Source organism: Rhodococcus sp. IEGM 1370 (assembly GCF_033142325.1).
Classification (GTDB): Bacteria; Actinomycetota; Actinomycetes; order Mycobacteriales; family Mycobacteriaceae; genus Rhodococcoides.
The window spans coordinates 56,118-74,017 of the sequence record NZ_JAWLRY010000004.1 but is presented as its reverse complement, the minus strand read 5'-3'; the positions used below and the strand labels follow the sequence as shown (position 1 = coordinate 74,017).

The window sequence follows — 17,900 nt, the reverse complement described above, 5'->3', positions numbered from 1 at the left end:
ATGCCTCGCCCCATTGAGCACAGCTCGACTGTGCCCGCCTCCGCCGACAAGGTCCACGCCGCACTGACGTCCGAGCAGTACTGGAAGGACCGCATCGAGCAGATCGGCGGCCCCAGCGCCAGCGTGAAGAGCATCACCGTCGGCGACGGCACCATCGACGTCGTCATGACCCAGGCCGTCCCCGAAGAGGAGTTGCCGGCCGCGGTGACTGCGTTCAAGAAGGGCGACCTCATCATCGAACGCACCGAGAGCTGGGGACCGTTCGACGGTACCCACGCCGCCGGCACCTTCGGAGCGACCGTCGAAGGCGCACCGGCCCGCATCACCGGCACCACCACGCTCGACGCCACCGGCGAGACGACGACCATCGCGCTGGCAGGCACCACCGAGGTCAAGGTCCCGATCTTCGGCGGCAAGATCGAAGCGATGATCAGCGAGCAGGTGCTCTCGCTCATCGACAACGAGCAGGACTTCACCGGTAACTGGATCGCCGCGCAGGGCAACGGCTAGCCTGGCGCACTATGGCTCGCCGAATGAACTACTCCGCCCGGTTCACCCACTCGACGCAGCAGGTCTATGCAGCGCTCTCCAGTCGCGATCACTGGGATGCGCGCATCGAGGAGATGCGTAAGTACTCGGAGAACGAGCTGAAGAGCTTCGAGGTGTCCGACGCCGGAATCGACATCGTGATGCACCACGTCATCCCGCGCACCGAATTGCCCGACATCGCGCAGACGGTGATGAAGAAAGACATGGTCATCACCCGCAACGTGCACTTCGACGCCTACGAGGAAGTCACCGCGGGCCACTACGACGCGTCGATTCCGGCCGGACCCGGCTCGCTGAAGGGCACCACCTCGCTCTTCCCCACCAACGGCGGTTCGACGCTGCGCACCTCCTCCGAGGCCAAGGTCTTCCTACCGTTCATCGGTGGCAAGCTCGAGCAACTCATGCTCGTCAACCTCATCGACCTGTGGCGCGGCGAAGGCGAAGTAACCGCCGACTGGCTCGAAAAGAACGCCTGAACTGAACAGTCCGAACAGGGGTCGTTCCGCAGGCTCCACTCCCCATCTGGGTCGTTCCGCAGGCTCCACTCCTGCCCCCGAAGGCGTCATCACCCGCGGCACCACCGGCATCAATCGGTTGCGTCGTAGCGACCGGTGGCTGATGCACAGTCCCGATGTTCGACGCGTTCTGCAGGGCTCGCCCGATCCCCTCGTCGTCGACCTCGGGTACGGGGCGATGCCGAACACGACCCTCGAGCTGGCCGGTCGGCTGCGCACCGTCCGGCCCGATCTTCGAGTCACCGGTCTGGAGATCGACCCCGCACGCGTCGTTCCGGGGAGTGACGGCGTGGAATTCGCCCGCGGCGGTTTCGAGCTGGCGGGATTGCGCCCCAACCTGGTCCGGGCGTTCAACGTACTGCGGCAGTATCCCGAGGACGCGGTACCTGCTGCCTGGCAACGCATTCTGTCGGGTCTGGCACCGGGCGGCCTGCTGATGGACGGCACCTGCGACGAGCTCGGTCGACGCTGCGCCTGGGTGTTGCTCGACGCCGATGGGCCACGTTCACTGACGCTGGCATGGGATCCGTTCGACGTCGAGATGCCGTCGGACATCGCGGAGCGGCTACCGAAGGTGTTGATTCATCGCAACATCGAGGGTGAGCTCGTGCACGATCTGCTTCGACGGGCCGACAGAGCGTGGTCGGTGTCGGCACCGCTGGCACCGTTCGGGCCTCGAATTCGATGGCGCGCGGCCATGAAAGTGCTTGCCGAACAAGGCCTTCCGATCACACTCCCCCGCCGACGAATGCGAGACAACGTGCTCACGGTCCCGTGGTCCTCGGTCGCACCTGCACCGTGAATCGGGTGCAACTGACCGCGGTGAGCGCGGTCAGCTGCACCCGATTTCGCGGCTACGTACAGGCGGACAGTGCCAGTTCGACGCGTTCGGCCACTCGATCGGTGCTGTTTCCGGCCTCGGTGTACAGCGTGTGCGGGTCGACGCGACCGATCGCGACGGCGTCGCACACCACCTCGTCGAGGGTGATCTGCGAGATGCCACCTGCGGCGAGGTCGAGCACCGTGCGCACCGGGGTGGTGAGGTTGAACGTGCCTGCCGATTCGACGTCCCGCGGCTCGAGCCGCAGACGGTGAACCGCCAGCCTGGTGTCGGTCAGTCGTAGGTCGCCGAATGCGCAGACGTGCACGAATTGCGGGTGAAGGTGCCCGAATCCGTGCAGCTCGGCCGCACTCTGGTGCGAGATCACGGCCTCGCCGCCGAACCAGGCGCACCACATGGCGAACACCTCGAGTTCACTGTGGGGCCACTGGCCGAGTCGGAACAGGTTGCGCTCGACGCGAGTCCACGTGTTCGTGGCCAGATTGACGCGCACCATCGCAGAATCGAAGCCGAGCTCAGCGGCCTGCTCGGCAGTGAAATAGCCGTCCTGACGAGTGGCCAACGAGTGCAGCTCGTGCACGCTCGGTCCTGTCGTACTCATAACGCAAGAGTACGTCACAATGTGTTACAGGTCACAAAGTTTGGTACCGGCTACACAGGTTCGGCGAGTTTCACAGAGCTTGCTCAGAATCATCGGGAAGACTGCCAGGAATGTCATCCACAGCCAGGCGCAGCACAGCACCGCTGATCGCAGTCTCCGTCGTTGTCGTCCTCCTCGTCGCCATCATCGGTGGCGAGTTGTTCGTGCGTCAGCAGATCAAATCCTGCCTCGCCGGTCAGCTCGAATCCGAGCTCGGCAGCCAGGTCGAGGTCGGTCTCGGCTTGAAGCCGGTCCTGCTCTCACTGGTGGACAAGAAGGTCTCCTCGGTGACCGTCGACAGCAACGACGCACGCTTCGGACCCGCCGAGGGCATGGTCGTCCAGGCCGAGGCACGTGACCTGAATCTGACGCAGACCGCCGACTCCGGCGGCACCATCGGCAGCTCGAGTGCGGACATCTCGTGGTCCACCGACGGCATCACCCGCACCCTGCAGAGCCAGGGCATCGGCGCGATCGTCTCCGGCGTCACCTCGGACGCCTCGGCGGGCACCCTCGACTTCGCCGTCGGCGCTCTGGCGAATCTGACCGTCAAGCCGGAGGTCGTGGACGGCAGAGTCGACGTCCAGACCGTCGACGCGTCGATCCTGGGCCTCGGCATTCCCACCGATCTGGTCGACTCCGTCGTCGGCGTGCTGACCGACAGCCTGCAGGCCTACCCGCTGGACATGGCTCCGACGTCGCTGACCGTCACCGACTCCGGCATCGAGCTCACCCTCGAAGGCGGGCAGTACACGATTCCGGTGACCCAGCAGGATCAGAGCCAGCCGACTCCCGAGGGTTGCTCCCTCGTCGCGTAACCCACGTGCGCGGTAACTCGTAGCCTGCTACGAGTTACCGTGCACGTGCGACGCAGTCGCTCTAGCCCAGACCGTCCAGTACCGCGCGTGTTCCCGACAGTCCCAATCGTGTTGCGCCCGCATCGATCATGGCCAGGGCGGCGTCCGTGGTGCGGATGCCGCCGCTGGCCTTGACGCCCAGTCGCCCGCCGACGGTCTCTGCCATCAATCGCACGGCCTCGACGCTCGCGCCGCCGGCCGGATGGAATCCGGTGGACGTCTTGACGAAGTCGGCACCGGCCTTCTCGGCCGCGCGGCACACCTCGACGATCGCCTCGTCGGACAGTGCTGCCGATTCGATGATCACCTTCAGGACCGCGCTTCCGGCGATCCCCTCGCGGACGGTGACGATGTCGGCCAGCACAGCGTTGTAGTCCCCCGCGATGGCCGCGCCGACGTCGATCACCATGTCGACCTCGTCGGCACCTTGCTGCACCGCGAGCCTGGCCTCGGATCCCTTGATCAACGAGTGATGCTTGCCCGACGGGAATCCCGCGACGACGGCGGTGAGCATTCCCTCGGCGCGAATCGGCAGCATCGAGGGCGATACGCACACCGCGAGCACTCCGAGTTCGCGGCCTTCCTCGATGAGGGCGGCCACGTCGGCCTGCGTGGCTTCGGGCTTGAGCAGCGTGTGGTCGACCATTCCGGCGAGGGCGGCGCGGGTGAGTGTCATGCGGTCCAGCTTTTCACAGCTCTGCCATTCGTAACCCTGTCGGTCTACGATTTTCGGTCATGACCGCAGCGTCGCTCGCCGCCACCTTCAACGCCACCAGCAGGGAGTTCGACGGCCTGACGCCGCAGGTGTGGGGCCCGGCCGGGCAGTCGCTCGCCTTCGCGCTCGAATTGGCCACCGGGGACGCGGTTCTCGACGTCTGTTCCGGCACCGGGGCGTCGGCGATTCCCGCGGCGGCGGCCGTGGGCCCCGACGGTCTCGTGCATGCCATCGATCTGGCCGACGACCTGTTGGAGGTGGGCCGCGTGAAAGCCACCGATCGCGCGCTGCGCAACATCGACTTCGTCCTCGCCGACGCCACCGAGTGGGAGCCGCCGTCGACGGTTCCCGATGCCGGCTACGACGCGTTGGCCTGTTCGTACGGCATCTTCTTTCTGCCCGATCCCGAGGGGGATTTCGCTCGTCTGGTGTCTCTGGTTCGTCCGGGCGGTCGCGTCGGGGTGACGGTGTGGCGCAAGGGTGCGATCGAGGCGTTCGCGGGCACGTACTTCGAGGTGATCGGCGCGCATTCGCAGCCGAGCGAGCACGACTGGCCACTCGCGCAGGACGGTTACGACAAGCACCCGATCCGGCGGATGGAGACGGCAGAGCTTCTGTCCGCATGGCTCACCGCGGCAGGCACCACCGATGTCGAGGTCGTGGAGCTGTCCAACCACGTTCCCGCGACGGAGTCGTTCGTGTGGGATCTCGTGCTGGGCAGCGCGATGCGGGGCGCGCTGACACCGTTCGACGAGGCGACCCGGACGCGGATCCGTGCCGAGTTCTCCGCGCTGCTGACCGAGCGTGGAATCGACTCGATCGATCTCGGGACACTGGTGGCAACCGGGGTGCGGACGCCCTGAGACAATCGGCGCTATGAGTTCTTCCGTATCCGAGGATCGCCGTTACGTTCTGTCGCTCGGTTGCCCCGACAAGACGGGCATCGTCGCCCGCATCTCGACCTTCCTCGCCGAGGTCGGTGGATGGATCGTCGAGGCCGCCTATCACGCCGATCCCGACACCGGGTGGTTCTTCACCCGGCAGGCCGTACGCGCGTCGTCAGTGGACATGAGCATCGAGGAGCTGCGCACACGTTTCGCCGCGGTGGCCGCCGAACTCGGCCCGGAAACCGAATGGACACTTCATGATTCGGGCGAGCCCAAGCGCGTGGTCCTGCTCGTCAGCAAGGAAGCACACTGCTTGCACGACCTCCTCGGCCGCGCCGCGGGCGGCGAGCTGCCCGCTCAGATCTTCGCGGTGATCGGCAACCACAAGTCACTCGAGCCGATCGCCGCCGCACACGGCACACCGTTCCATCACGTCGAGTTCGCGAAGGATCCGGCCGAGCGCGGTCCTGCCTTCGAAGAGGTGCGGTCGCTGGTCGATTCCTACGACCCGCACGCGGTGGTGCTGGCACGGTTCATGCAGGTTCTCCCCGAGTCACTGTGCGCGCACTGGGCTGGCCGCGCCATCAACATCCATCACAGCTTCCTGCCGTCGTTCGTCGGCGCTCGTCCGTACCACCAGGCATTCGCGCGGGGTGTGAAACTGATCGGTGCGACGTGCCACTACGTGACGGCCGAGCTCGACGCGGGTCCGATCATCGAGCAGGACGTCATCCGCGTCGATCATTCCGACGAGGTGGTCGACATGGTGCGTCAGGGCCGCGACATCGAGAAACTGGTGCTCTCCCGCGGTCTGCGGTGGCACCTGGAGGATCGTGTCCTGGTGCACGGCCGCAAGACCGTGGTGTTCAGCTGAAATCTAGAGATTCCGGAGCCGAACCACTTCGGTGTTGAATTCGTCGATTGCCTCGACGGAGCTCATGTGTCCGATGCCGGGGATCACGATCAGTCTGCTCAGGTGATCGTGATCGTCCAGGGCGCGGGCGAGTTTGCGCGCGTGCACCGGTGGGGTCAAGCGGTCGGCAGATCCGACGAGCACGCTGGTGGGGACGGACATGTTCGCCAGGGCCTCGCGGATGTCGAGGTCGGTGAGCGCTGCACCCCAGATACCGCGGGTGCGCGGGGCGCATTCGAGGACGATCTTCTCGCAGAACGCCACCTCGGCGGGTGTCGCTCCGGGTGCCATCTAGATGTACTTGATGGCTTGGCGCACCACCGGTGACGGCCGCAACGGAAGTGCCGAGCCGAGTACTGCGCGCCCCACCGGGGTAGGGACCCGTGGAAAGCGTTGCGGCAGCGGGATGACGGTGGTTTCGCGAATCAGGGAGTCGGTCGCGGTGCTGGCGAGGAGCACAGCGCTGACGAGTCGGTCGACCTGTTCGGGATAGTTGCCGGCCCAGGCCATGATCGACATGCCGCCCATGCTGTGACCCACCATGACGGCCTTGTTGTCCTCGGCCACCGTGGCGGAAAGGATCGCGGAGAGGTCGTCGGCCAGCACGTCGGGGCTCAGCGGTCGCGTCCCGACGTCGCTTCGACCGTGACCGCGCTGGTCGTAGGTGACGACGCGGTAGCGGCCGGCAAGCGCATTGATCTGCGGGTACCAGTAATCGGCCGAGCAGGTCCACCCGTGGCTGAAGACGATCGGTTCGGCATCGGCGTCCCCGTAGCTACGGACGTGCAGGTGCGCACCGTCGTCGGTGACCACCTCGGTGATGTGTGGTTCGAACGTGGGGCGCTCGAGCAACTCGTCGGGCTGCACGTCGGTCGTCTTGGTGAACGAGTGCAGGCGACGCCGCCGGACAACGAATGCACCGACAGAGGCCGCCGCGGCCGCGCTGCCCACTCCGAGCAGCGCGCGTTCGATTACCTTGCGTGAAACCACTGACATTCCCCTCCACCTGTATCCCCCCGAGCGGGTGCGGTAGAGGGTACGCCCACACAGGAGTTGACGTCGATGCGACTTACCTACCAGCGGGGTCCGCGCTGGATGCTGTCGACCTTGGGACGGACGTCGACGAGGTACACGCACACGGCGACGACGCCGATGATACCCAGGAAGCCGATCACACCCGAGACGAGAATGAGCAGTAGACCGATGAACAGAATGGCCAGCCATTTGGTCTTCGTCAGCTTGTCCACTGCCGGAAAGGCGTCGGGGCGCTGGCGCAGTGCGTGGAAGATCGCGAATCCTGCGCCCACCACTCCGAGGATCTGGAGAAAGGTCAGGATGTAGTAGCTGAAGCTGCCGGCGATGCTCACGTGCGCCAGTGTACGAGAAACGACCCCTGCGCCGCGCGGCGCAGGGGTCGTTTTCTTTACGAATGCTTTAGCGAGTGGTCTTCTTCGCGGGAGCCTTCTTGGCCGGAGCCGGGGCGGTCTTCTTGGCAGCCGGTGCCGGAGCCGTCTTCTTGGCCGGAGCCGGGGTCTTCTTGATCGGCGAGTTCGCGCTGCTGCGGGTCTTGGCCTCGACCTTGCCTGCCACGCCGCTCACCTTGTCGGAAGCCTCGACGGCCTTGTCCTTGGCCTCGTCGCCTGCTTCGTCGATGTTCTCGGCGAGCTCGTCGGCGGCCTCGGAGATCTCGTCGGCGCCTTCACGAACCTTGTCCGACGCAATGCCGGCCAGAGCAGCGGCTCGCTCGCCGACTGCGCGGGTCTGCGAGGCGACGGTTCCGAGGGCCTGCTCGGTGAGGTCGACGACGTCGTTGGCTGCGGTGTTGGCGCGCTCGAGGCCCTCTTCGACGGCCGGGGTGCGGCGGATGCGCTCGACGGTCTCTTCGCCGCGCTCGGCGAGCGAGGTGTAGAGGTCGGAGGCGACCTTGAGGTATGCCTCGGCAACCTTGCGGAGCTCTTCGGGGGTGAAGCGCTCGCGCAGTTCGGCGATCTCGTCGGGAAGCTCTGCGGGCAGGTTCGCGAGCCGCTCGCGCAGGCTCTCGACGCCTTCGGTGACGTCCTCGGAGAGGTCGGCGATGCGGGCGTTGACCTCGCTGGTGCGGCTCTCGGCGCGCGAACGCACCTGGGCAACGACGTCCGCTACTGCCTGGACGACGGCGTCGCCTGCGCCGACGGCGGCGAAGATGGGGGTCTTGACGTTCTCGAAGTTCTTGGAATCAGACATCGGGTGTCTCCTGTTCGTCGGGTTCGGGCTCCTGCGTCGACTCGTTCTCACGACAGAACGAGTCGTAGATCTCGATCAGCACTTGCTTCTGCCGTTCGGTGATGTGCTCATCGCCGAGCAGAGCTTCGCGCACCGGACCGTGGGGACGCGCTTCCAAGATCCCGGCCCGGACGTACAGCACCTCCGAGGAGACGCGCAGACCCTTGGCTATCTGCGCTAGCACTTCTGCGGACGGGTTGCGCAGTCCGCGTTCGATCTGGCTCAGGTAGGGGTTGCTCACTCCGGCTCGGCTGGCGAGTTGCCGCATCGATACCTGCGCGGCTTCCCGTTGCGACCGGATGTAGCTTCCGATGTCCTGAGCTGCAGTCGTCACGACTGCGGCGACAAGATCCCCCGCCTCGGCGACGACCTGCGTCGCCTCGGTCGCCTTGGCGACCAGATCCCCCTCGTCATCGGCCATCTCGGCCTCCTGTTTTCGGTGTCCTACTGGACGGTACCGAAGGGTGCTAACTATTGCAAGCACTCTGCTAGCACTAGTGCCCGAAGATCAGATCCGAGATCGTGTAGATGGCCAGTCCGGCGATGGATCCGACGACGGTTCCGTTGATCCGGATGAACTGGAGATCGCGTCCGACCTGCAGTTCGATCTTCTTGCTCGCTTCCTCGGCGTCCCAGCGCGCGACGGTGTCGCCGATGATCGTGGTGATCTCGTCGGCATAGTTCGCGGCGATGTAGCTCGCCCCACCGAGGAGCCAACCGTCGACCTTGCCGCGCAGCTCCTCGTCGTCGCGGAGCCGCACTCCGAGGTTGACGGTGTTCTCCTTGATCTTTGTGCGCAGCGTGCTCGTCGGATCGTCGACCGACTCGGTGATCAGCCGCTTGGCCACCTTCCAGGTCGCTGCCGCGAGCCCGGTGATCTCCTCGCGGCCCATGATCTGCGCCTTGAGCTTCTCCGCCTTCTCGATGGTCGTCGGGTCGTGCTGCAGATCGTTGGCGTAGTCGACCAAGAATTTGTTGGCGGCCAGACGCACGTCGTGCTCGGGGTTGGACCTGATCTTCCAGGTGAACTCGACGAGTTCCTTGTAGACCTTCTCCCCCAGCAGCGTGTCGACGAACTTCGGCGACCAGTTCGGGGAATCTCGCGCCACGACGCGATCGATCATCTCCTGGCTGCCGAGAGCCCATTGGTGGGCGCGCTCGGCGAGCATGTCGATCAACGGCAGCTGACGGTTCTCGCGGAGCAACTCGTCGAGGATCCGGCCGATGGGCGGGCCCCACTGAGGATCGGCGAGACGCCGCACGATGGTGCTGTCGATGACCGCGGTGATGTCCTCGTCGTTGAGCACGTCGACGACGCCGTGCAACACGGTCGCCGCCTCGGCCGCGACGCGTTCGGCGTTGTCGGGCTGAGCGAGCCAGGTACCCAGCCGCAACGGAACCTGCGCCGACGCGACCTTCTCGGACACCACCTCGGGGGCGAGGAAGTTGCTACCCACGAACGAGCTCAAGCTCGCGCCCAGCTGGTCCTTCTTCTTCTTGATCAGAGCCGTGTGCGGAATCGGGATCCCCAGCGGGTGTTTGAACAACGCAGTCACCGCGAACCAGTCCGCGAGCGCGCCGACCATTCCGGCCTCCGACGCCGCGCGCACGTATCCGACCCATGCACCGGCACCCGTCGACTCCTGCCACCGGCAGAAGAGATAGACGATCGATGCGAAGACGAGAAAGCCCGTCGCCACTGTTTTCATCTTGCGGAGGTCGCGACGTTTGGTCTCGTCGTCGAAGTTCATGAGCTGCACAACCGACATTGTGCCCAGAATCTCGGCAGACCAACCGGACGCAGCCTGCAATGGTGTCGGACAAGGCGCATAGGGTGGGGTTGTGGCGAGAAATACGACGGAGGCAAAGCTGGACGAGTCCGAGCCGAGCGAGGACAAGCCGAAGGTCGAGAAGCCGGACGGCCGAAAACGTCGTTGGCGTGAGCACAAGATCGCCCGCCGCGAAGAGCTCGTCGACGGCACGTTGGCCGCGATCCGGTTGCGCGGCCGCGAGATCGGGATGGACGAGATCGCGTCGGAGATCGGTATCTCCAAGACGGTGCTCTACCGCTACTTCACCGACAAGAACGATCTGACGAGCGCCACCATGTCTCGGTACGTCGAGACCACGCTTGCCCCGCGCATCTACTCGGCGATCGCACACGAACTCGACGAGTACGAGCTCACCCGCATCGTCGTGACCGCCTACGTCGAGACGGTGGCCACCGATCCGGAGGTCTACCTCTACGTCATGGCGAACAACGCCGGCAACAACCGCGATGTCGTCGCCGAGTCCGAGCGGATGATCGCCGAGTTGCTCTCCACGGTGCTGGGCGAACGCCTACGGCAACGCGAAATGGATTCCGGTGGTTCGGTGCCGTGGGCCTTCGCCATCGTCGGCGCGGTCCAGTTGGCCACGCACTGGTGGATCTCCAACAAGTCGATGTCCGCGGACGATCTGATCGATTACCTCTGCATGATGATGTGGGGCGGAATCCACGGGGTCGCGATGGCCGACGGCTCCCCCGCAAAATTCAAGTCACAGCCGCATCCGTTGGTCGACGAGGAGCCGAACACGCCTTAGCGCTCGTCGTACCCGTCGTCGTCCACGGGCACTTCTGCTCGTTGATCCAGCACGTCGCGGGCGTCGGCCTCGATGGGCAGATCATCTGCGTTCGGCTCGTCGGGCTCGTCCGCGATCGGCAGATTCTGTTCGACGCGATCCTCGGTCGGGGTTTCGATGGGTGAGTCGCTCATGTCTCCATTCGTACCATCGCTCGTCAGTTTGAGATCAGGCCCGGTCGGACATCCGAGAAGGTATGACTACCGAAACATTGACCGGACGCCGCATCGCGATTCTCGCCACCGACGGCGTCGAGCAGGTCGAGCTGGTGCAGCCCCGCGAAGCCGTCGAAAAGGCCGGGGCCTCAGTCACATTGGTCTCGCTCGACCACGGTGACATCCAAGCCATGGAGGGTGACGTCAATGCCGCAGACACCTTCACCGTCGACAGCGTCGTCGCCGACGTCTCGGCCGACGACTTCGACGCATTGATCCTGCCCGGCGGAACCACCAATCCCGATCAACTCCGCGTCGATGCGGACGCCGTGGAGTTCGTCCGCTCGTTCGTACAAGCCCGCAAGCCCGTCGGCGTCATTTGCCACGGGGCCTGGACACTCGTCGAAGCCGACGTTCTGAAGGGCCGCACATTGACGTCCTACCCGAGCATCCGAACCGACATTCGCAACGCCGGTGGCACGGTCGTCGACGAGGAAGTGGTCGTCGACGGCAATCTGATCTCGAGCCGGAACCCGGACGACCTGCCCGCCTTCTGCGCGAAGATCGTGGAGCATTTCAGCGCTTGATAGGTTAGCGTGCCCTATGCGCATTTCTCGTTCCTTGGCTCTGCCTGCGGCAGTCCTCGCCCTCGCTCTCACCCTGACCGCATGCAGCTCCGACGCCGGCGACGGCGACAGCGCCGATTCCTCCGAGGCCGGCGGTGTCGTCGTCACCGACATGTTCGGCGACGTCGAAGTCCCTGCGAACCCGCAGCGAGTGGTCGCACTCGGTTGGTCCGATGCCGAAACTGCGCTCGCCCTCGGTGTACAACCCGTCGGAGCCAGTGACTGGCTCGGCGTCGGCGGCAACGGCCTCGGTCCATGGGTCGACGAGTCCTACGACACCGACCCCACGATCGTCGGCACCTTCGACGTGAACATGGAATCGGTGGCGGCTCTGGAACCGGACCTGATTCTGTGGACGCGCAGCACCAACGACAAGGCTGTCTACGACGACCTGTCCGACATCGCACCGACCGTCGCGGCACCTCCGGGAACCGACGTCGCCTACGGCACCACCTGGGACGGGCAGACCGAGATCGTCGCGCAGGCACTGGGCAAGGTCGACGAGGGCAAGCAGCTCGTCGACGAGACCGAGGCATTGTTCGAAAACACCATCGCGGCCAACCCCGAATTCGCCGACAAGACCGTCGCCGTCGGCACGCTCTACAGCGGACAGGTCGGTGCCTACGTCCGCGGCGACACCCGCGTTGACTTCCTCGAATCGCTCGGCCTGACCAACACACCGGCCGTCCAGGACCGCGCCGAGCCCGGAGCGTTCAGCATCGAACTGTCCGAGGAGAACATCTCCGCTCTCGACGCCGACCTCACCGTCATGTTTCCCATCGGCACCGGACCCGAGGTGATCACCGACAACCCGTCGATCCAGGGCCTGCCGTCGGCACGGGACGGACGCCTCGTGGTCCTCGGTGACACCGACCTGTCCAACGCATTCTCGGCCGCCTCGGTCGCAGGCACCCGATACGCACTGGAAAACGCAGTGCCACTGTTCGCGGCACCGTTGAAGGGCTAGATCACAAGCCCGCCGGGGATCGTCACACCCTCCCTGGCGGGCTTGTCACACTCTCCCTGGCGGGAATCCACCCGCGGCGATCGGTCCCCAGGTGTCGATCACGATGCGTATCAACGACTTTCCCTGCTTCACCATCGCCGCGCGGTACTCGTCCCAGTCCGAGTGCTCGCCGGCGATGCTGCGGAAGTACTCCACCAACGGCTCGACGGCGTCGGGAAGATCGATGATCTCGGCCGTACCGTCGACCTGGACGTAGTCGCCGTTCCAGTCGTCACTGTGCACCAGCAGAGTGACGGCGGAATTGCGGCGGATGTTGTGAACCTTCGCGCGCTCGGGGTAGGTGGCGATGACGATGCGGCCTTCCGAGTCCACTCCGGCCGAGACCGGGGAGACCTGCAGACCGTCGTCGCGCTTGCGGGTGATCAGGGTGTGGTGGTGCCGCGGAGATACGAATTCGAGCAGTTGCTCACGCGACACGGTCTCTGCTTTTGCAATGGTAGGGGCCATGAATCCCATGGTAGAGAAGTAGTCTTCTCGGCTATGGCCGACAAGTCGAAACTGTGGACTCTTTCTCCCGTCGATGTGCTGCGGGCCAGTTCCTCTCCCCGTGTGGAGGACATCGATTTCACGGCAACTCCGGGTTTCGACGGCGCGAAAGCGCACGGTAACGATGTGCTTGAGCAGCGCGGTGCAGTGCTGGCAGCGCTGCAGGAGAAGCTCTATGCCCACGGTCGCGCGGGCGGAACCAAGTCGGTTCTACTGGTGCTGCAGGGCATGGACACCGCGGGCAAGGGCGGCATGGTCAAGCACGTCATCGGGATGGTCGATCCGCAGGGCGTCGACCTCGCCTCGTTCGGGGTGCCGACTCAGGAAGAGAAGCAGCATCACTACCTGTGGCGCATCCGCAAGGCACTTCCGCGGGCCGGCCGGATCGGGGTGTTCGATCGGTCCCACTACGAGGACGTTCTCGTCGTCGCGGTTCACGATCTGGTGCCGCGGCAGGTGTGGGAGAAGCGATTCGACGAGATCAACGCCTTCGAGAAGGAATTGGTCGACGAGGACACCGTCGTGGTCAAGGTGGCCTTGTTCGTCTCGGCCGACGAGCAGAAGAAGCGACTGCAGGAGCGACTCGACCGACCCGAGAAGCACTGGAAGTACAACCCGGGCGACGTCACCGAGCGTGGTTTTCTACCGCAGTACCGGGCGGCGTATCAGCGGGTTCTCGATCGCACGGACTTCGATCATGCGCCCTGGTACGTCGTCCCTGCCGACCGCAAGTGGTACAGCCGCTTGGCCGTCACGGAGATTTTGATCGACACTCTGGAGAAGCTCGATCTCGATTGGCCCGCTGCGGATTTCGACGTCGAGCACGAGAAGAAGCGGCTGGCCGAGAGCTGAACCCACTTCGAAAGCGTGAATGGTCCATCGACCCCCGTCTGGGCAGGTCAACGGACCATTCACTCGTCCAAGGTGACAGTTACAGCGTGGCTGCGTCGATCACGAAGCGGTAGCGCACGTCCGACTTGATGACGCGGTCGTAGGCCTCGTTGATCTTCTCGGCCGGGATGACCTCGATCTCGGCACCGATGTGGTGCTCGGCGCAGAAGTCCAGCATTTCCTGGGTCTCGGCGATGCCGCCGACCATGGAACCGGCGAACGAACGACGGTTGGCCAGCAAGTTGAACGCGGGCACCTCGAGCGGCTTCTCGGGAACGCCGAGCTCGACGAGGGTGCCGTTGCGGGCGAGCAGTCCGAGGTACTTGCCCATGGGCAGGTTCGCCGAGACGGTGTTGAGGATCAGGTCGAACTTGCCCTGCAGATCCTTCAGCGCCGTGGTGTCCTTGGTGGCGTAGTACTCGTCGGCACCGTAGGCCTTGCCGTCGGCCTCTTTGGCGTCGGTCTGGCTCAGGACGGTGACGTGGGCACCCATGGCGTGGGCGATCTTGACGCCGATGTGTCCGAGGCCGCCCATACCGATGATGGCGACCTTCTTGTCGGGGCCGGCTCCCCAGTGCTTGAGCGGCGAGTACAGCGTGATGCCCGCACACAGCAGGGGCGCGGCGACGTCGAGCTCGACGCCTTCCGGGATGCCGAGGACGAACTTCTCCGTCACGACGATCTGGGTGGAGTAGCCGCCGTGGGTGAACTCGCCCTCGTAGGTCTCCGAGTTGTAGGTCTGTACGACGCCCTTGGTGCAGTACTGCTCGTCGCCGTCCTTGCACGCCTCGCACTCGCCACAGGAGTCGACGAAGCAGCCGACGCCGACGCGGTCGCCCACCTTGCGGGTGGTCACCTCGGAGCCGACCTCGGCCACGATGCCTGCGATCTCGTGCCCGGGGACGACGGGGTACGTGGTGCCGCCCCACTCGTTACGGGCGGTGTGGATGTCGGAGTGGCAGATGCCGGCGAACTTGACGTCGATGAGGATGTCGTTCGGTCCGACGGCGCGCCGCTCGATCGTCGCCTTCTCGAGCGGGGCGTCCGGAGCGGTGGCCTGGTAAGCGGTAGCTGAAGTCATATCTATATTGCTACCTACGCATCAGTGCGAGCGCAAGGCAGCTACCGCCTCGACCAGGCTATTCCTGCTCTAAACGAGTCGTTCGCAACAGTAACGTCAGCTGTTCTTGGCGATATTGATGCCAAGCCACCCAACATACGCCACCAGACCGACAAGTCCGATCTTACGCGTCTTGGGGTATGCAATCGCCGCGCCGACGGCCAATTCGGTGGCACCGTTACGACTGATCCAGGTTCGAGTGTCCTTGGGGAACGGGAGCTTGGTGATTCCCTCGAACGCCTCCGGCACCACGAAGTGGGCGGCACCGGTGGCGGCCAACCCGATCCCGAATGCCTTGGGAACCACACCGTTCGACTTCGTGGACTTGCTCACTGACACGCTCCTGTGATCGAAGTGACTGCGTTCGCAGACCGACAATAGCGCTCCGACGACCGTCGCGGGGCAACCCGCCCGCTGCGGGGTCTACTTTGCGATCCGGCCGTTCTCGTAGCGGTAGAACCCGGCTCCGGCCTTCTTGCCCACGTGCCCCGATTCGACCATGTGCAGCAGTAGCGGGGGCGCCAGGAAGAGAGGTTCTCCGAACTCCGAATACATGGCGTCGGCAATGGCTTTGACCGTGTCGAGCCCCACGAGATCGGCGAGTGCGAGCGGCCCCATCGGGTGCGCCAGACCGAGCACCGTCGCCTTGTCCACGTCTTCCTTGGTGGCGAATCCGGATTCGACCATGCGAATCGCAGAGAGCAGATAGGGCACGAGCAACGCGTTGACGACGAAGCCCGAGCGATCGGCCGAGCGCACGACCTGTTTGCCGAGAACGTCGCCTGCGAATCGCTCGGCGCGGTCGGCCACGGCCGGTGCGGTCAGGTCGGTGGTGACGAGTTCGACGAGTGGCAGTACCGGGACCGGGTTGAAGAAGTGCAGACCGACGACGCGGCCGGGTGCCGTCGTCGCGGCTCCCAGGCTGACGATGGGAATGGAGGAGGTGTTCGAGGCGATGACGGCGTCGGGGTCGGTCACCACCGAGTCGAGCTCGGCGAAGATGTCGGCCTTGATCTTCTCGTCTTCGAGTACTGCTTCGACGACGAGTTGGCGATCGCCGAAGTCGGCGAGGTCGGAGGTGAATCGCAGCCTGGCCGCGGCGTGCTCTCGCTCGCGTTCGGTGATCTTGCCGCTACTCACTCCGCGGTCGAGGGACCTCAGGATGCGGGTGCGCCCGGCGCTGGTCAGTTCGCGGGTCTGTTCGTGGACCAACACGTCGACATGGGCGCGGGCACACACCTCGGCTATTCCTGCCCCCATCTGCCCGGCCCCGACGATCCCCACCCTCTCGACCGTCATACAGCAAACTCCTAGCCAATAATGTTGCAGCACAACAGCTTTTAGTGAGATGAGGGTAACTCTTGCCGGGTACGTCCAAAACCTTCGTTGTACAGAACAGGCGGCCCGCAACGAAAGTTGCGGACCGCCCGACTAGTGCGCTGAAGGTCAGGAGAGGCGGTTAATGAAACTGGCCTTCTTCGGTGGAGCCCTTCAGTGCTGCCGTCGAGGTGTTGGGGTCGACGGTGGTGGCGATGCGGTCGAAGTAGCCGGCACCGACCTCACGCTGGTGCTTGATGGCGGTGAAGCCGCGCTCTTCGGCAGCCTTGAACTCGCGCTCCTGCAGGTCGACGAACGCGGTCATGCCTTCGCGGGCGTAGCCGTGTGCCAGGTCGAACATGCCGTAGTTGAGCGAGTGGAAGCCTGCGAGGGTGATGAACTGGAACTTGAAGCCCATGGCTCCGAGTTCCTTCTGGAACTTGGCGATGGTCGCGTCGTCCAGGTGCGCCTTCCAGTTGAACGAAGGCGAGCAGTTGTAGGCGAGCAGCTGGTCCGGGAACTCGCTGCGAACCGACTCGGAGAACTTCTTGGCGACCTCGAGGTCCGGCACGCCGGTCTCCATCCAGATGAGGTCTGCGTACGGAGCGTAGGCCTTCGCACGGGCGATGCAGGGCTCGATGCCGTTCTTGACGCCGAAGAAGCCTTCTGCGGTGCGGGTTCCGTCGAGGAACTCACGGTCACGCTCGTCGACGTCGGAGGTGATCAGCGTGGCTGCCTCGGCGTCGGTGCGGGCGATGATGACCGACGGGACGTCGGCGACGTCGGACGCGAGGCGTGCCGAGGTCAGGGTACGGATGTGCTGCTGGGTGGGGATCAGAACCTTGCCGCCGAGGTGGCCGCACTTCTTCTCCGATGCGAGCTGGTCCTCCCAGTGCACGCCTGCGGCGCCGGCCACGATCATGGCCTTCTGCAGCTCGTAGGCGTTCAGTGCGCCACCGAAGCCGGCTTCGGCGTCGGCGACGATCGGGGCGACCCAGTTCTTGACGGACGTGTCGCCTTCGATCTTGGCGATCTCGTCGGCGCGCAGGAGTGCGTTGTTGATGCGACGGACGACCGAGGGGACCGAGTTGGCCGGGTAGAGGCTCTGGTCCGGGTAGGTGTGGCCCGAGAGGTTGGCGTCGCCTGCGACCTGCCAGCCGGAGAGGTAGATCGCCTGGAGGCCGGCGCGAATCTGCTGCACGGCCTGGTTGCCGGTGAGGGCACCGAGCGAGTTGATGTAGTCCTCGTTGTTGACGAGGTCCCACAGGATCTCGCTGCCGCGGCGAGCGAGGGTCGCTTCTTCGACGACGGTGCCCTGGAGGTCGGAGACCTGCTGTGCGGTGAAGTTACGGGTGACGCCCTTCCAGCGGGGGTTGGTGTCCCAATCCTGCTGGATCTCGGCGATGGTCTTCGGGGTGCCGGTGGTCGACATCTTCAGCTCCAGTCTCTTCTGCTTCTCGGCCTGCCTCGAGACGAA

Annotated in this window: 22 protein-coding genes and 1 pseudogene; 10 read left to right on the top strand and 13 right to left on the bottom strand. The window is 64.9% G+C overall.

The genetic code is table 11. The annotated features are described in order from the left end of the window. From R4P47_RS08580 to R4P47_RS08570, 3 genes are all read left to right on the top strand, one after another. A complete protein-coding gene (locus R4P47_RS08580) occupies positions 1-510 on the top strand; it encodes a DUF2505 domain-containing protein (RefSeq protein ID WP_068046123.1) in 510 nt (169 codons plus the stop codon). 11 nt (positions 511-521) lie between these two features. Then, positions 522-1,025 (top strand): DUF2505 domain-containing protein, encoded by a 504-nt coding sequence (locus R4P47_RS08575; protein WP_032380350.1) that lies wholly within the window; start codon positions 522-524, stop codon positions 1,023-1,025. 142 nt (positions 1,026-1,167) lie between these two features. After that, the gene (locus R4P47_RS08570; RefSeq protein ID WP_262498447.1) at positions 1,168-1,866 is read left to right on the top strand and encodes a class I SAM-dependent methyltransferase; all 699 of its coding nucleotides are present in this window, start codon (positions 1,168-1,170) and stop codon (positions 1,864-1,866) included. Positions 1,867-1,918: 52 nt separating this feature from the next. Here R4P47_RS08570 and R4P47_RS08565 read toward each other — a convergent pair whose 3' ends face one another. Next, positions 1,919-2,506 carry a hypothetical protein gene (locus R4P47_RS08565; RefSeq protein ID WP_149406633.1) on the bottom strand — a complete coding sequence of 196 codons (588 nt, stop codon included), beginning with the start codon at positions 2,504-2,506 and terminating at the stop codon, positions 1,919-1,921. Positions 2,507-2,616: 110 nt separating this feature from the next. On the opposite strand from R4P47_RS08565, the gene R4P47_RS08560 reads away from it, so the two are divergent. Then, a complete protein-coding gene (locus R4P47_RS08560; protein WP_317784537.1) occupies positions 2,617-3,363 on the top strand; it encodes a DUF2993 domain-containing protein in 747 nt (248 codons plus the stop codon). Positions 3,364-3,424: 61 nt separating this feature from the next. On the opposite strand, the gene deoC is transcribed toward R4P47_RS08560, so the two are convergent. Continuing rightward, positions 3,425-4,078 (bottom strand): deoxyribose-phosphate aldolase, encoded by a 654-nt coding sequence (deoC, locus tag R4P47_RS08555; RefSeq protein WP_394855409.1) that lies wholly within the window; start codon positions 4,076-4,078, stop codon positions 3,425-3,427. Between the two features lie 59 nt (positions 4,079-4,137). On the opposite strand from deoC, the gene R4P47_RS08550 reads away from it, so the two are divergent. Beyond that, the gene (locus R4P47_RS08550) at positions 4,138-4,980 is read left to right on the top strand and encodes a class I SAM-dependent methyltransferase (protein WP_317784536.1); all 843 of its coding nucleotides are present in this window, start codon (positions 4,138-4,140) and stop codon (positions 4,978-4,980) included. Between the two features lie 13 nt (positions 4,981-4,993). Next, the gene (purU, locus tag R4P47_RS08545) at positions 4,994-5,878 is read left to right on the top strand and encodes a formyltetrahydrofolate deformylase (RefSeq protein WP_317784535.1); all 885 of its coding nucleotides are present in this window, start codon (positions 4,994-4,996) and stop codon (positions 5,876-5,878) included. A gap of 3 nt (positions 5,879-5,881) precedes the next feature. Here the strand turns inward: purU and R4P47_RS08540 are convergent. The 5 genes and pseudogenes from R4P47_RS08540 to R4P47_RS08520 all read right to left on the bottom strand — a co-directional run bounded on the left by R4P47_RS08540 (position 5,882) and on the right by R4P47_RS08520 (position 9,948). After that, positions 5,882-6,913, bottom strand: a pseudogene (locus R4P47_RS08540) (alpha/beta fold hydrolase). A 77-nt stretch (positions 6,914-6,990) separates the two neighbouring features. Beyond that, positions 6,991-7,284 carry a DUF2516 family protein gene (locus R4P47_RS08535; protein ID WP_068046153.1) on the bottom strand — a complete coding sequence of 98 codons (294 nt, stop codon included), beginning with the start codon at positions 7,282-7,284 and terminating at the stop codon, positions 6,991-6,993. A gap of 67 nt (positions 7,285-7,351) precedes the next feature. Next, the gene (locus tag R4P47_RS08530) at positions 7,352-8,140 is read right to left on the bottom strand and encodes a heparin-binding hemagglutinin (protein WP_269595136.1); all 789 of its coding nucleotides are present in this window, start codon (positions 8,138-8,140) and stop codon (positions 7,352-7,354) included. Then, on the bottom strand, positions 8,133-8,600 hold the full coding sequence (locus tag R4P47_RS08525; protein WP_052047273.1) for a helix-turn-helix domain-containing protein: 468 nt from the start codon (positions 8,598-8,600) through the stop codon (positions 8,133-8,135). Before R4P47_RS08525 ends, R4P47_RS08530 begins: the two co-directional genes overlap by 8 nt. A 73-nt stretch (positions 8,601-8,673) precedes the next feature. Beyond that, a complete protein-coding gene (locus R4P47_RS08520) occupies positions 8,674-9,948 on the bottom strand; it encodes a DUF445 domain-containing protein (RefSeq protein ID WP_188078706.1) in 1,275 nt (424 codons plus the stop codon). A 73-nt stretch (positions 9,949-10,021) separates the two neighbouring features. Between R4P47_RS08520 and R4P47_RS08515 the strand changes: the two genes are divergently transcribed. Continuing rightward, positions 10,022-10,762 (top strand): TetR/AcrR family transcriptional regulator, encoded by a 741-nt coding sequence (locus R4P47_RS08515; protein WP_068046163.1) that lies wholly within the window; start codon positions 10,022-10,024, stop codon positions 10,760-10,762. On the opposite strand, the gene R4P47_RS08510 is transcribed toward R4P47_RS08515, so the two are convergent. Then, complete coding sequence (locus tag R4P47_RS08510) at positions 10,759-10,935, bottom strand: hypothetical protein (RefSeq protein WP_156516042.1); 177 nt, start codon at positions 10,933-10,935, stop codon at positions 10,759-10,761. The genes R4P47_RS08515 and R4P47_RS08510 overlap by 4 nt on opposite strands. Positions 10,936-10,997: 62 nt before the next feature. Between R4P47_RS08510 and R4P47_RS08505 the strand changes: the two genes are divergently transcribed. Together R4P47_RS08505 and R4P47_RS08500 are read left to right on the top strand one after the other, a co-directional pair. After that, on the top strand, positions 10,998-11,543 hold the full coding sequence (locus R4P47_RS08505) for a type 1 glutamine amidotransferase domain-containing protein (RefSeq protein ID WP_188078704.1): 546 nt from the start codon (positions 10,998-11,000) through the stop codon (positions 11,541-11,543). Positions 11,544-11,559: 16 nt separating this feature from the next. Beyond that, on the top strand, positions 11,560-12,549 hold the full coding sequence (locus R4P47_RS08500; protein WP_317784534.1) for an iron-siderophore ABC transporter substrate-binding protein: 990 nt from the start codon (positions 11,560-11,562) through the stop codon (positions 12,547-12,549). Between the two features lie 45 nt (positions 12,550-12,594). Here the strand turns inward: R4P47_RS08500 and R4P47_RS08495 are convergent, their stop codons facing one another. Next, positions 12,595-13,056, bottom strand: a complete 462-nt coding sequence (locus tag R4P47_RS08495; RefSeq protein ID WP_317784533.1) for a PPOX class F420-dependent oxidoreductase — start codon at positions 13,054-13,056, stop codon at positions 12,595-12,597. A gap of 33 nt (positions 13,057-13,089) precedes the next feature. Between R4P47_RS08495 and R4P47_RS08490 the strand changes: the two genes are divergently transcribed. Then, entirely contained in the window at positions 13,090-13,947 is an 858-nt protein-coding gene (locus R4P47_RS08490; RefSeq protein ID WP_094641047.1) for a PPK2 family polyphosphate kinase, read from the top strand. A gap of 79 nt (positions 13,948-14,026) precedes the next feature. Here the strand turns inward: R4P47_RS08490 and R4P47_RS08485 are convergent, their stop codons facing one another. The 4 genes from R4P47_RS08485 to aceA all read right to left on the bottom strand — a co-directional run bounded on the left by R4P47_RS08485 (position 14,027) and on the right by aceA (position 17,855). Continuing rightward, a complete protein-coding gene (locus R4P47_RS08485) occupies positions 14,027-15,067 on the bottom strand; it encodes an NAD(P)-dependent alcohol dehydrogenase (RefSeq protein ID WP_068046175.1) in 1,041 nt (346 codons plus the stop codon). Positions 15,068-15,163: 96 nt separating this feature from the next. After that, a complete protein-coding gene (locus R4P47_RS08480) occupies positions 15,164-15,439 on the bottom strand; it encodes a hypothetical protein (protein ID WP_317548381.1) in 276 nt (91 codons plus the stop codon). A gap of 90 nt (positions 15,440-15,529) precedes the next feature. Continuing rightward, positions 15,530-16,405: a 3-hydroxybutyryl-CoA dehydrogenase gene (locus tag R4P47_RS08475; protein WP_149406627.1), complete on the bottom strand. Its 876-nt coding sequence runs from the start codon at positions 16,403-16,405 to the stop codon at positions 15,530-15,532. 160 nt (positions 16,406-16,565) lie between these two features. Then, complete coding sequence (gene aceA, locus R4P47_RS08470; RefSeq protein ID WP_037186862.1) at positions 16,566-17,855, bottom strand: isocitrate lyase; 1,290 nt, start codon at positions 17,853-17,855, stop codon at positions 16,566-16,568. Positions 17,856-17,900 lie beyond the last annotated feature (45 nt).

Coding starts and splice junctions, on each gene's coding strand:
- aceA (WP_037186862.1), bottom strand. CDS start 17,855: ATGTCGACCACCGGCACCCCGAAGACCATCGCCGAGATCCAGCAGGAT.
- deoC (WP_394855409.1), bottom strand. CDS start 4,078: ATGACACTCACCCGCGCCGCCCTCGCCGGAATGGTCGACCACACGCTG.
- R4P47_RS08500 (WP_317784534.1), top strand. CDS start 11,560: ATGCGCATTTCTCGTTCCTTGGCTCTGCCTGCGGCAGTCCTCGCCCTC.
- R4P47_RS08530 (WP_269595136.1), bottom strand. CDS start 8,140: ATGTCTGATTCCAAGAACTTCGAGAACGTCAAGACCCCCATCTTCGCC.
- R4P47_RS08550 (WP_317784536.1), top strand. CDS start 4,138: ATGACCGCAGCGTCGCTCGCCGCCACCTTCAACGCCACCAGCAGGGAG.
- R4P47_RS08485 (WP_068046175.1), bottom strand. CDS start 15,067: ATGACTTCAGCTACCGCTTACCAGGCCACCGCTCCGGACGCCCCGCTC.
- R4P47_RS08510 (WP_156516042.1), bottom strand. CDS start 10,935: ATGAGCGACTCACCCATCGAAACCCCGACCGAGGATCGCGTCGAACAG.
- R4P47_RS08495 (WP_317784533.1), bottom strand. CDS start 13,056: ATGGCCCCTACCATTGCAAAAGCAGAGACCGTGTCGCGTGAGCAACTG.
- R4P47_RS08525 (WP_052047273.1), bottom strand. CDS start 8,600: ATGGCCGATGACGAGGGGGATCTGGTCGCCAAGGCGACCGAGGCGACG.
- R4P47_RS08575 (WP_032380350.1), top strand. CDS start 522: ATGGCTCGCCGAATGAACTACTCCGCCCGGTTCACCCACTCGACGCAG.
- R4P47_RS08560 (WP_317784537.1), top strand. CDS start 2,617: ATGTCATCCACAGCCAGGCGCAGCACAGCACCGCTGATCGCAGTCTCC.
- R4P47_RS08520 (WP_188078706.1), bottom strand. CDS start 9,948: ATGTCGGTTGTGCAGCTCATGAACTTCGACGACGAGACCAAACGTCGC.
- R4P47_RS08505 (WP_188078704.1), top strand. CDS start 10,998: ATGACTACCGAAACATTGACCGGACGCCGCATCGCGATTCTCGCCACC.
- R4P47_RS08475 (WP_149406627.1), bottom strand. CDS start 16,405: ATGACGGTCGAGAGGGTGGGGATCGTCGGGGCCGGGCAGATGGGGGCA.
- R4P47_RS08565 (WP_149406633.1), bottom strand. CDS start 2,506: ATGAGTACGACAGGACCGAGCGTGCACGAGCTGCACTCGTTGGCCACT.
- R4P47_RS08570 (WP_262498447.1), top strand. CDS start 1,168: ATGCACAGTCCCGATGTTCGACGCGTTCTGCAGGGCTCGCCCGATCCC.
- R4P47_RS08580 (WP_068046123.1), top strand. CDS start 1: ATGCCTCGCCCCATTGAGCACAGCTCGACTGTGCCCGCCTCCGCCGAC.
- R4P47_RS08490 (WP_094641047.1), top strand. CDS start 13,090: ATGGCCGACAAGTCGAAACTGTGGACTCTTTCTCCCGTCGATGTGCTG.
- purU (WP_317784535.1), top strand. CDS start 4,994: ATGAGTTCTTCCGTATCCGAGGATCGCCGTTACGTTCTGTCGCTCGGT.